Annotated in this window: 12 protein-coding genes; 4 read left to right on the top strand and 8 right to left on the bottom strand. The window is 55.1% G+C overall.

Going from position 1 to position 11,956, the window contains the following annotated elements; translation table 11 throughout:
• Nucleotides 1–35: 35 nt before the first annotated feature.
• Nucleotides 36–1,373 (bottom strand): NCS2 family permease, encoded by a 1,338-nt coding sequence (locus BWI95_RS07935; RefSeq protein WP_042714859.1) that lies wholly within the window; start codon nt 1,371–1,373, stop codon nt 36–38.
• 167 nt (nt 1,374–1,540) lie between these two features.
• Here BWI95_RS07935 and yieH point away from each other — a divergent pair, with 167 nt between their 5' ends.
• From yieH to BWI95_RS07920, 3 genes are read left to right on the top strand one after another with little or no spacing between them, the layout of a single operon-like run.
• Nucleotides 1,541–2,206, top strand: a complete 666-nt coding sequence (gene yieH, locus BWI95_RS07930) for a 6-phosphogluconate phosphatase (protein ID WP_042714857.1) — start codon at nt 1,541–1,543, stop codon at nt 2,204–2,206.
• A 25-nt stretch (nt 2,207–2,231) separates the two neighbouring features.
• Entirely contained in the window at nt 2,232–2,819 is a 588-nt protein-coding gene (gene cbrC / locus BWI95_RS07925; protein WP_076769287.1) for a PF03691 family colicin E2 tolerance protein CbrC, read from the top strand.
• Between the two features lie 27 nt (nt 2,820–2,846).
• The gene (locus BWI95_RS07920; RefSeq protein WP_054803528.1) at nt 2,847–3,749 is read left to right on the top strand and encodes an ADP-ribosylglycohydrolase family protein; all 903 of its coding nucleotides are present in this window, start codon (nt 2,847–2,849) and stop codon (nt 3,747–3,749) included.
• 38 nt (nt 3,750–3,787) lie between these two features.
• On the opposite strand, the gene phoU is transcribed toward BWI95_RS07920, so the two are convergent.
• The 5 genes from phoU to pstS all read right to left on the bottom strand — a co-directional run bounded on the left by phoU (nt 3,788) and on the right by pstS (nt 8,416).
• Nucleotides 3,788–4,513 carry a phosphate signaling complex protein PhoU gene (gene phoU, locus BWI95_RS07915; protein ID WP_042714854.1) on the bottom strand — a complete coding sequence of 242 codons (726 nt, stop codon included), beginning with the start codon at nt 4,511–4,513 and terminating at the stop codon, nt 3,788–3,790.
• Between the two features lie 68 nt (nt 4,514–4,581).
• Entirely contained in the window at nt 4,582–5,355 is a 774-nt protein-coding gene (pstB, locus tag BWI95_RS07910) for a phosphate ABC transporter ATP-binding protein PstB (RefSeq protein WP_042714852.1), read from the bottom strand.
• A 46-nt stretch (nt 5,356–5,401) separates the two neighbouring features.
• Nucleotides 5,402–6,292, bottom strand: coding sequence for a phosphate ABC transporter permease PstA (pstA, locus tag BWI95_RS07905; protein ID WP_076769286.1), 891 nt, complete (start codon nt 6,290–6,292; stop codon nt 5,402–5,404).
• Nucleotides 6,292–7,251 carry a phosphate ABC transporter permease PstC gene (pstC, locus tag BWI95_RS07900; protein ID WP_076769285.1) on the bottom strand — a complete coding sequence of 320 codons (960 nt, stop codon included), beginning with the start codon at nt 7,249–7,251 and terminating at the stop codon, nt 6,292–6,294. Before pstC ends, pstA begins: the two co-directional genes overlap by 1 nt.
• A 124-nt stretch (nt 7,252–7,375) precedes the next feature.
• Nucleotides 7,376–8,416, bottom strand: coding sequence for a phosphate ABC transporter substrate-binding protein PstS (gene pstS / locus BWI95_RS07895; protein ID WP_076769284.1), 1,041 nt, complete (start codon nt 8,414–8,416; stop codon nt 7,376–7,378).
• A gap of 435 nt (nt 8,417–8,851) precedes the next feature.
• Between pstS and BWI95_RS07890 the strand changes: the two genes are divergently transcribed.
• Nucleotides 8,852–9,241 (top strand): hypothetical protein, encoded by a 390-nt coding sequence (locus tag BWI95_RS07890; RefSeq protein ID WP_128483958.1) that lies wholly within the window; start codon nt 8,852–8,854, stop codon nt 9,239–9,241.
• A 44-nt stretch (nt 9,242–9,285) separates the two neighbouring features.
• Here BWI95_RS07890 and BWI95_RS07885 read toward each other — a convergent pair whose 3' ends face one another.
• Both BWI95_RS07885 and BWI95_RS07880 read right to left on the bottom strand, forming a co-directional pair.
• Entirely contained in the window at nt 9,286–9,633 is a 348-nt protein-coding gene (locus BWI95_RS07885; protein ID WP_042714846.1) for a hypothetical protein, read from the bottom strand.
• A gap of 10 nt (nt 9,634–9,643) precedes the next feature.
• Nucleotides 9,644–11,905 (bottom strand): type VI secretion system Vgr family protein, encoded by a 2,262-nt coding sequence (locus BWI95_RS07880; protein ID WP_076769283.1) that lies wholly within the window; start codon nt 11,903–11,905, stop codon nt 9,644–9,646.
• Between the last annotated feature and the right edge of the window lie 51 nt (nt 11,906–11,956).

Below are 11,956 nucleotides of genomic sequence, written 5' to 3'. Positions count from 1 at the left end.
CTTTCCCTCCCCCGACGTGGGAGAGGGAGAAGGGATTAATGCGCGTCGATAAAGACGATTTTCAGCAGGAACAGCAGCGCCACGATCACCACGCACGGGCTAAGCTCACGCAGACGACCGGTACCGATTTTCATCACGCAGTAGGAGATAAAGCCAAGTGCGATCCCCTCGGTGATGGAGAAGCTGAACGGCATCATCACGGCGGTAATAAACGCCGGTACCGCTTCGGTGAGATCATCCCACTTCACACGCGCCAGGCTTGAGGTCATCAGCACCCCGACGTAAATCAGCGCGCCCGCGGCCGCGTAACCCGGCACCATTCCCGCCAGCGGCGAGAGGAAGATCACCAGCAGGAACAGCAAACCTACGACTACCGCCGTCAGGCCGGTACGCCCACCAACGGAGACACCCGAAGAGGATTCAATGTAGGCGGTAACCGACGAGGTACCGAAGAAGGAGCCGGTGACAGAGGAGATACTGTCAACGTAGAGCGCCTGCTTCATGCGCGGGAATTTGCCCTTCTCATCCACCAGCCCGGCTTTGTCGGTCACACCGATCAGCGTCCCGGAGGAGTCGAACAGGTTCACCAGCATAAATGAGAAGATCACGCCCGCAAGACCGAGGTTAAAGGAGCCGGCGAGATCGACATTGCCCACCACCGACATCACGCTTGGCGGCTTAGAAACAATGCCGTGGTACTGCACATCGCCCAGCAGCCAGCCTAAAAGCGTGGTCACAACGATTGAGACCAGCACCGCGGCGTGAATATTGCGCGAGGCCAGAATAGCGATGATAAAGAAACCAAGCACGCCCAGCAGCACGCTGTGCGACGTCAGATTACCGATGCTGACCAGCGTCTCTTTGTTGGCGACAATCACACCCGCATTCTTCAGGCCCATCATGCCGATAAACAGGCCGATCCCGCTGGTGATGCCGACACGCAGGCTCATCGGGATATTGGCAATCATCCAGTAACGTACGCGGAAAATGGTCAGCAACAGCAGACCGACCGCCCCCCAGAAGATCGCGCCCATGCCGACCTGCCAGGAGAGCCCCATCGCGCCAACCACCACAAAGGCGAAGAAGGCGTTCAATCCCATTGCCGGAGCCAACGCGACCGGCAGGTTAGCCACCAGACCCATCAGGATGCTGCCGAACGCAGCAATCAGACAGGTGGTGACAAATACTGCGCTGGTATCCATTCCGGCGACGCCTAAAATTTGCGGGTTAACGAAAACGATGTAGACCATCGTTAAAAACGTCGTGAAGCCGGCGATCACTTCGGTGCGTGCCGTTGTGCCGTGGTCACGCAGTTTGAACACGCGGTCAAGCAACCCCGGGCGAGAGGCCTGGGAAGTCTGTTGTTGGCTCATTATCAATTTCCGGAATAGGAGGGAAAATTCGTCGCTATCCTATACCAAAATGAGGCAGTATTGACGGTTATCACGCACTTTTTTTCATTGAATTTGCTTATACGGCAACGATTGCGTCCCGCAATCTGCGTTAAGTAATCGTTAAACTTGTAATCACAGGAAATGGCATGTCCCACATTGAAGCGATCTTTTTCGACTGTGACGGCACCCTGGTCGATAGCGAAGTAATCTGTTCCCGCGCATACGTCCATATGTTTCAAACCGTTGGCATTACGCTGGATCTCGAAGAGGTCTTTAAGCGTTTCAAAGGTATGAAACTGTATGAAATTATTGATGTTATCGGCGAAGAGCACGGTAAAGCGCTGGATAAAGCGCTGCTTGAGCCGGTTTATCGCGCCGAAGTAGCGCGGCTGTTCGACAGCGAGCTAGAGGTGATTCCGGGTGCCAGCGCACTGCTTGATGCCGTTAGCGTTCCCATGTGCGTGGTCTCTAACGGGCCAGTGAGCAAAATGCAACACTCATTAGGTAAACTTGGGATGTTGCACCACTTTCCGGAAAAACTGTTCAGTGGCTATGACATCCAGCGCTGGAAGCCCGATCCAGCGTTAATGTACCATGCAGCAGAGGTACTCGATGTCTCGCCGGAGAAGTGCATTCTGGTGGATGATTCCGCCGCCGGAGCGCAATCTGGCATTGCGGCAGGGATGGAAGTCTTTTACTTCTGCGCCGACCCGCATAACGTACCTATCGATCACCCAAAAGTGACGACATTTACTGACTTAGCACAGCTGCCAGCATTGTGGCGCGCTCGCGGGTGGTCTGTTACGCGCTAACTTACCTACAAAACAGGATGTTTTTATGGACCAGAATAATCGCCCTCTCCCGGTATTCAAATACCATCCACAGCCCCTGGAAACGGGCGTCTTCTCTGAAGGCAAAACCGTGACCTGCGCCTGTTGCTCACAGCCAACAGACGTCTACTACACCAACCCGTTCTTTACTGCGGAAGATGTCGATACGCTCTGCCCGTGGTGCATTGCCGATGGCTCAGCAGCAGAGAAATTCAACGGCACATTTCAGGATGATTGCAGCCTTGAAGGTGTCGAAGGGGAGTTTGATGATGAGGGCGAATTTACCGGCTTTAGCAGTTCGTGGCCGGAAGATACCGTTGCTGAGTTGACGCAACGCACACCCGGCTATTGCGGCTGGCAGCAAGAGCACTGGCTGGCGCACTGCAATGATTTCTGCGCCTTTATCGGTTACGTTGGCTGGAAAGAGATAGCCGACAGGCTGGATCAGTTTGCCGATCTGGACGCCGATTGCCGGGCCTTTGGTATGGATATCAACAAACTAAAGGAGTATCTGCGCGACGGCGGCGACTGTCAGGGCTACCTCTTCCGTTGCCTCCACTGCGGGAAGCTGCGTCTGTGGGCAGATTTCTCCTGACGACTTGCCCGAAATAAGGAATAAAAGATGTCGGATTTACTTGCGCGTTATCAGGGGTGCCTTCTCGGCCTTGCGGCCGGAGATGCGGTTGGCACAACGGTAGAGTTCAGTCCCAGAGAGAGCTTTACCCCGGTCACCGATATGGTCGGCGGCGGCCCGTTTCATTTAAAAGCCGGGCAGTGGACGGACGACACCTCAATGGCGCTCTGCCTCGCGCACAGCCTGATCGCCTGTAAAGGGTTTGATGCGACCGATCAGATGAACCGCTATCTGAACTGGTGGAAGTGGGGCTATTTAAGCTCCACGGGGACCTGTTTTGATATCGGCATGACTGTCTCATCCGCGCTGCAGCGCTTTGCGCACGACGGCGAGCCCTTTGCCGGCTCGAGCGATCCGCGCACGGCGGGCAACGGTTCATTGATGCGGCTGGCGCCGGTGGTGCTCTGGTACTATCCGGATGTACCAAAGGCGCTGGAGTATGCCGAAGCGTCATCGCGGACGACGCACGCCGCGCCAGAAGCGCTGGCCAGCTGTCGTCTCTTCGCGCAGATGCTTATCAATGCGCTACAGGGCAAGAGTAAATCCGACACGCTGACAGATATTGCGCAGCTGCCGGAACAGGCTAATCTGCGCCAGATCGCCGAAGGGCATTACCGGCAGAAATCGCGTGCGGAGGTGTTCGGCACCGGTTACTGCGTGCAAAGCCTGGAGGCGGCACTTTGGTGCTTCGCTCACGGGGAGAGTTTCGAAGAGACGATCCTGCTGGCGACCAACCTTGGCGATGATGCGGATACCACAGCGGCGATTGCCGGGCAGCTCGCTGGTGCCTGGTACGGCGTGGAGGGGATCCCGCACCGCTGGCGGGAGAAGCTGTGGCAATGCGATGAGATCGCAACGCTTGCCGGTCAGCTACTCAGTAAGTCAGCGTGAAGCAAAACCCCCTCATCACGAGGGGGTTTTTATTGCGCTTACTCTTTCGGATCTTTTCCGGCGAGCAGCTTGTCCAGCTCGTCGCCGCCAACGTGGCGGAAATCCTGGCCTTTAACGAAGTAGAAGATGTACTCGCAGATGTTCTGGCAGCGATCGCCGATACGTTCGATAGAGCGGGCGCAGAAGAGGGCGGTCAACACGCTCGGAATGGTGCGGGAGTCTTCCATCATGTAGGTCATCAGCTGGCGCACAATGCCTTCATACTCCTGATCCACCTTCTTATCTTCGCGATAGACTCGCACCGCTTCGTCAATGTCCATGCGCGCAAAGGCGTCCAGCACGTCGTGCAGCATCTGCACGGTATGGCGTCCTAACGACTCAAGGCTGACGAGCAGCGGCTGGTGCTGCTGGGAGAACTTCTCCAGCGCCGTGCGGCAGATTTTATCCGCCACGTCGCCAATACGCTCCAGCTCGGCGATGGTTTTGATGATCGCCATCACCAGGCGTAAATCGCTCGCCGTCGGCTGACGCTTGGCGATAATGCGCACGCAGGCCTCATCGATGGCGACTTCCATCATATTGACCTGCTTATCCCCTTCAACAACGCGCTTTGCCAGCTCGCTGTCCTGGTTATGCATCGCGGTGATCGCATCCGAGAGCTGCTGCTCTACCATTCCACCCATCGTCATGACCTGAGTGCGAATACTTTCCAGCTCAGCGTTAAACTGCCCGGAAATATGTTTGTTAAGGTTCAGATTGTCCATGGTGCACTCCAAATGCCCGACAAATTTCACGTGGTAACGAGGTGGCTGCCACCTCTGTGGTTCGGCAATCAGCCGTAGCGCCCGGTAATGTAATCTTCCGTTTGCTTCTTCGCAGGCTTGGTGAACAGATCGTCTGTATTGCTGAACTCAATCAACTCACCGAGATACATAAACGCAGTGTGATCGGAACAACGCGCCGCCTGCTGCATGTTGTGCGTCACGATAACCACGGTGTAATCCTGCTTAAGCTCGGTGATCAGCTCTTCGATACGGCCGGTTGAGATCGGATCCAGCGCCGAGCAAGGCTCATCCAGCAGCAGCACTTCCGGGCGAATAGCAATGCCGCGCGCGATGCAGAGACGCTGCTGCTGGCCGCCGGAGAGAGAGTAGCCGCTCTGGTGCAATTTATCCTTGGTTTCATTCCACAATGCGGCCTTGGTCAAGGCCCACTGCACGCGCTCGTCCATATCGGGGCGCGAAAGCTTTTCAAACAGACGCACGCCAAAGGCGATGTTGTCGTAAATCGACATCGGGAACGGCGTCGGTTTCTGGAACACCATGCCCACTTTCGCGCGCAGCAGAGCGATATCCTGGGTATTGGTGAGAATGTTGTCGCCATCCAGCAGGATTTCGCCTTCGGCGCGCTGCTCAGGATAGAGCTCATACATTTTGTTAAAGGTGCGCAGCAGCGTGGATTTCCCACAGCCAGACGGCCCGATAAACGCCGTCACCTGATTTTTGGCAATATCCAGGCTGATGTTTTTCAGTGCATGGAATTTGCCGTAATAGAAGTTCAAATCACGAACCTGAATCTTGCCCGGCGTAGTATCAACCATACTCATTTATCTCTTTCCTCAACTCGACGCCGCCTTCGCCGCGTCGCAAAAATTAACCGTGTCGATTCTTGGCGAAGACGACGCGCGCCAGGATGTTCAACAGCAGTACGCAGAGCGTGATAATCAGCACCCCGGCCCAGGCCAGCTGCTGCCATTCGGCAAACGGGCTCATGGCGAATTTGAAAATCGTCACCGGCAGGTTAGCAATAGGCTGCATCATGTCGGTGCTCCAGAACTGGTTAGAGAGCGCCGTAAAGAGCAGCGGTGCCGTTTCACCGGCGATACGCGCTATCGCCAGCAGTACGCCGGTCATGATGCCGGAGACAGAGGCTTTCAGCGTAATCGCGGAGATCATCTTCCACTTCGGCGTGCCCAGCGCGTAAGCCGCTTCACGCAGGCTATCCGGCACCAGTTTCAGCATGTTTTCCGTGGTACGAATGACAATCGGCACCTGCAGCAGCGCCAGCGCAATCACGCCCGCCCAGCCGGAGAAGTGCTGCATCTGCGCCACCACGATGGTGTAGACGAACAGGCCAACCACGATAGAGGGCGCGGAGAGCAAGATGTCGTTGATAAACCGGATAATCTCGGCGAGCCAGGATTTACGTCCATACTCTGCCAGGTAGATCCCCGCCATAATGCCCAGCGGCGTACCGATTACCGTCGCCCAGAGGATCAGCAGGCCACTGCCCGCCAGGGCGTTCGCCAGACCACCGCCCGCGGTGTTTGGCGGCGGGGTCGATTCGGTAAACAGCGCCAGCGACATGCCGTCGATACCGCGCGTTACGGTAGAGAAGAGGATCCACACCAGCCAGAAGAGGCCAAACACCATGGTCGCCATTGAGAGCGTCAGGGCGATGCGGTTTTTCAACCGGCGGCGCGCCTGCATTTTGCGACGGGATTCAGCCAGCTCTGCGGTGTGCTGCATTTCAAGCGTAGCCATCAGCGTGCCCCCTCGTTTTTCGCCAGGCGCAGGATCATAAATTTCGAGATCGCCAGCACGATAAAGGTGATGACAAACAGAATCAGCCCCAGCTCCATCAGCGCCGCAACGTGCAGGCCCGATTCCGCTTCGGCAAACTCATTCGCCAGCGCAGAGGTAATGCTATTGCCCGGCATATAGAGCGAGGCGCTGTCGAGCTGGTAGGTGTTGCCGATGATAAAGGTCACCGCCATGGTTTCACCCAGCGCGCGGCCGAGACCGAGCATGACGCCGCCTATCACCCCGTTTTTGGTAAACGGCAGCACGATGCGCCAGATCACCTCCCAGGTGGTGCAGCCGATGCCGTAAGCCGACTCTTTCATCATCACCGGGGTCTGTTCAAAGACATCGCGCATCACCGCCGCAATGTAGGGGATGATCATAATCGCGAGGATCACCCCGGCGGCGAGAATACCAATGCCGAACGCCGGGCCGGAGAAGAGGGCGCCGACAAACGGAATATTGGAAAGTACATTGCCAACCGGCTCCTGGAAGTAGGTCGCGAACAGCGGGGCGAAGATAAACAGCCCCCACATGCCGTAAACGATACTCGGGATCGCCGCCAGCAGTTCAATGGCGATACCCAGCGGGCGCTTCAGCCAGCCGGGCGAGAGTTCCGTCAGGAACAGCGCGATACCGAAGCTCACCGGCACGGCGATCAGCAGTGCGATAACAGAGGTCACGATGGTGCCGTAAATGGGCACCAGCGCGCCGTAAATTTCATTCGGCGCATCCCACTCTTTGGTCCACAGGAAGGAGAAACCAAATTTCTGGATGCTGGGCCAGGAGGAGAAAATCAGCGAAACGATGATGCCGCTCAGCAGCAATAGCACAATCAGCGCAGCCAGTCTTACCAGTGCGCTGAAGATCATGTCGCCTTTTTTACCCGGTGGGTTAAATGCCGGCTTGGTTGCAGCCATAAATTACTCTTCAGTTTGACGTCTTACGAAGTTGCCCGCAGGCGCTTGCGCTTACCGGGCCTACAGAGGATCTGTAAGGCGGATGGTGTAAGCGCCATCCGCCATGTTCTTCAAAAATCAGCGATTAGTAAACGGCTTTACCGCTGCTGTCTTTCACGTTGGTTTTCCATGCGGCGCGAACTTGTTCAACAACGCTGCTCGGCAGGGTTGCGTAATCGAGATCGTTAGCCTGTTTGCTGCCGTTTTTGTACGCCCAGTCAAAGAACTTCAGTACTTCAGCGCCCTGCTCAGGTTTCGCCTGCTCTTTGTGTACCAGGATGAAGGTGGTGGAGGTGATTGGCCACACATCAGCACCTTTCTGGTTGGTCAGGTCCTGGGCGAAGGATTTGCTCCAGTCGATATCTTTTGCCGCGTTAGAGAAGCTCTCTTCGGTCGGGCTAACGGCTTTGCCATCGGCAGACATCAGTTTGGTGTAGGTCAGGTTGTTCTGCTTCGCGTAAGCGTACTCAACGTAACCGATAGAGCCCGGCAGACGCTGAACGAAGGCGGCGATGCCGTCGTTACCTTTACCGCCCAGACCGGTCGGCCAGTTAACGGTAGAGCCGGAACCGACTTTAGATTTCCACTCTTCGTTCACTTTCGCCAGGTAGCTGGTGAAGACGAATGAAGTACCGGAACCGTCAGCGCGGCGAACCACGGCGATGTTCTGTGAAGGCAGTTTCAGGCCCGGGTTGAGTTTGGCGATAGCCGCGTCGTCCCATTTTTTGATTTTGCCGAGGTAGATATCACCCAGCGTTTTACCGTCGAGAACCAGCTCGCCAGATTTTACGCCCGGTACGTTAATAGCCAGCACGATGCCGCCGATGACGGTCGGGAACTGGAACAGACCTTCCTGGGAGAGTTTTTCGTCAGACAGCGGTGCATCAGATGCGCCGAAATCAACGGTTTTGGCGGTGATCTGCTTCACGCCACCGGAGGAGCCGATGCCCTGATAGTTGACCTTATTGCCCGTCTCTTTTTGGTAGGTATCAGCCCACTTGGCATACACCGGCGCAGGGAAAGTTGCGCCCGCACCAGTCAGGCTAGCTGCGGCATTTACAGCAAAAGCGCTCAGAGAAAAGGTCGCGGCGACAACAGTTGCGACAGTGGTACGCATAACGTTCATAATGTCTCCTGCAGGAATCGTAAATCGTTGTTTGAGTTGCTACTCGGAGCAAAATAGGACACTTTGATGACAGTTATATGCAACGATTGTTACTGTTTGATGACAGCGGCGGCTTTTCGCAGCACCAATATTTATTGGCTATAAAAATCAAAAGATTAAGGTTAGATAACACCTTAACAATTCGCTGATGTTTTATTTTTATGACAATCCAAATGTAGCTGAAAAGGCGAGGCTGCTCGCCCTGACCGAATAAATTTTACGCAAAATCCCCGCCTCTACCACGCGCTTTCCCACGCACTTCGCAATCATCCAATGCTGATTTTTTATCCCTCATCGCTACTGAAAAGAGGTAGGAGACAAACCCTGGTTTTCATATGTATATAGCGGTGTTGAACAGGCGTTGTTAACACCACTGAGTGGACACTAAGGATGAGTATGAACAGAACCATTGTTTTCGCGACAGGATTGCTAACGTTGTTACCCGCTACCTTCAGCCAGGCGGCAGATGAACCCGTATATTTCATGTCCAACCACTATTCGGGCGATACACTGATGACCTATGAACAGGGCTCGTCTGCCCAAGGAAAAACGTATATCTCACCGGCATCTGATCTCAGCGCAAGAACCCTTTCCGAGATCCAGCGCGATTACCCTAAGCAGCAGGATAAAATTAAGGGCATGGAAAGTGACCTTGAAAAGATGAGCCGCGAAAGGGATGAGCTGAAAAGAAGCAATGACGATCTCAGCCGCAAAGTCGATGATATGCAGCGCAGCATCAGCACCCTTGAGAAACAGCTTGCTGACCTGAGCCAGAAAGTAAAATAAGGTCTAAAGAGGTTGCCGCCTGGCAGCCTCTTTTTCATCCCGCATTACCCCGGGTTCGCCGACGACTCCTGCTTATCAAAAATAAACAGAATATGCTGGTCATCCAGGTACTTAATATCGACCTTCTGCCCTTTCTGCATTTTCGGCGAGTTGAACGCAGCAATGGTCTCTTTCCCCTCGACCGAGCGCGTCACGCTCCCATCATGAATCGCCAGCCGGTAACGGATATTTTGAGTCCCGTTATCATTAGAGCTGATATAGCTCACCTCTTCGATGGTGGCCTGCAGGTCGCGCCCCTGAGTCTGGATGCGGTGATCGCGATTAAACAGGTAAACGATGTAGGCGATCATCCCTACGATAAAGAGGACAGAAAAAGCGATCGCAATCTTCATACTCAATCCCTTACATAAACATCGTTAAGCCATGAACCGACGCCATGACCTGGCCATACTGCATCATCGCTTTGCCAAATGCGACGCGCCCTTCGTGCGAGGCTAAATCAAATGCCGATTTATCGAACTTCAGGCTCGTTAAGCCCACCTTGCTTATCGCTGACAGGGTGAATGAAGAGCCTTCGGTAGCGACCTTGAGGGCGGTGAAATCAAAAGAGAAAAGCGATGCCGTCTCTTTATGATCTTTATATTCAAACGCATGCGGCGTCTTAATATGTACCTTCTCCGCGCTCTCAATGGTGATCGTTTTCGGCGAGTAGATTTTCGCCCCTTTGGCGACGGTCTGATCCCACCTGCCGTTGATGGTGGCCGCGCTATTTCCCTCAATGGTCTGCGTCAGGTGTTGAGAAATCTGCTCTTGACGATCGCCGGTAATGGTCGAGGTGACGCCGCTATCAAAGGTATAGCTCACTAACGCAGTGACATGTTGTGAAGCCGCGCCTTCAATCTCCTCAACGCGTCCCCCTTTGATCGTCACCTTCTCCCCGCCGCTGGTGATGCTCTTCACGCGGCCATTGGTGACCGTCAGCTCTTCGCCATTATTCACCGTGCGCGTGTCCTTCTGCTCCACCAGCGTGGTGCGGGTAGCGTGGTATGTAAAATCCGCTTTTTTCGTCACCTCATCAGCAAGCTCACCCGACACCGTCAGGCTTCGGTTGCCGCCAACGGTGATCGCCTGGTTGTTCTCAACGGAGATATTCATATCCTTTTCGGCATGCATATCGACCCGCTCAACGCCGAGCTTATCCTCAAACAGCAGATAGCTGGCGTTGTCACAGCTTCCGGTTTTCGAGCGCGTCATAAACCCCATTACCGTGGCGGCAGCGGGTAGTGCCCATGGCGGCATATTCGCATCGTTGTAGACGCGCCCGGTGACGATGGGCCGGTCGGGATCGCCATTAATAAAATCAATCACCACCTCATCGCCGACGCGCGGGATCTGCACGCCGCCGAAACCCTGGCCCGCCCACGCGCTGGAGACGCGCACCCAGCAGGAGCTGGTTTCATCACTCTTGCCGAGCCGATCCCAGTGGAATTTCACCTTGATACGGCCATATTTATCGGTCCATATCGTCTCCCCGGCGGGGCCAACAACGCGGGCTGTCTGCGGACCATAGGTGCGAGGCCAGGCGGTTCGCTGCTCCGGCCGCCAGACCAGCGACGCAGGAATAACGCTGAAGCTTATCAGCCGCGAGCTGGCGCCCTCATCACCGCTGGCATAGCGGTTCTCCTCAATGTGCAGCACGGTTTTTGTCACCAGATAACGCCCGTTATCCTGCGCAAACGGCGCATGGGTTAACTGGAAGGTATGACCGGCGGCAATCCCGCTTGCGGTGGCGGTGGCGGAAATCTGTTGATGATCAACCTGCCAGCGCTCCTGTTTGATGCGGGCATAATATTCGCCGTCATTTTGTTCAACAAAGCGGCCGGGCCATTCGTAAACATCGATCTGGCCGGGAGAGGGCGAGGCGGGATTCTGCCGTGCCTGGAACAGCCAGGCGTTGGGCTTACGAAAATCATAATCTTCGGTACTAAAAAGCCCTGGCGTGACGCGATCGTGCAGCGACCATTGGCTGATGCCTTCAAAATCAGCCACGCCGCCTGCGGCGGTTTGAATATAGGGGATCACCTCATAACCCGGCGCAGAAGGAAAAGCGGTACCGGCATCCGCCAGTACCAGAGTGTGGCTATCCGGCTGGTGGCGGAAATACCAGCTGATCCCCTCCAGCTCCATCAGCCGGCAGATGAAGTCCAGGCTGCTCTCCTGGTACTGCACGCAATATTCCCACACCCGGTAACTTTGCGTCAGCTGATCGTCTACTTTGATGCCCTGTTCGGACAACATCGTCTGCACAATCTGCGGGATGGTTTGCGCCTGAAAGATACGCATATCGCGCGCCAGCCGCATTGGCCAGAGGTCGGACTCAACGCTGAGCTGATAGGCAGCATAACGCTCCCCCGATAGCTCAACAGAGGAGACGGCAACGCTGGTCACTCTGCCATTGATATAACGCCTTACCGCGCCGCCTTGCGCAGGAATATCAATAGTGATGGGCTGCCCGAGGATCTGACTTCGGTCGATGCGGGCATCTTCGCCCAATAGCGTAAGTGCATATTCAAAAGGCTCAGAGAGCGATTCACTGCCGGACATTTTCCAGAAAAGCAGGTCAGGTGCGGCAGCCAGGTTAACCGTGATACGAATTTGAGACATAAAAAAATCCGGTATGCTTTTTTAAGGAGCATATCCGGACTTATTTACACT

This window comes from Kosakonia cowanii JCM 10956 = DSM 18146 (assembly GCF_001975225.1).
Taxonomy (GTDB): domain Bacteria; phylum Pseudomonadota; class Gammaproteobacteria; order Enterobacterales; family Enterobacteriaceae; genus Kosakonia; species Kosakonia cowanii.
The sequence above is the reverse complement of the archived record's forward strand: the minus strand, read 5'-3'. Positions and strand labels throughout refer to the sequence as shown.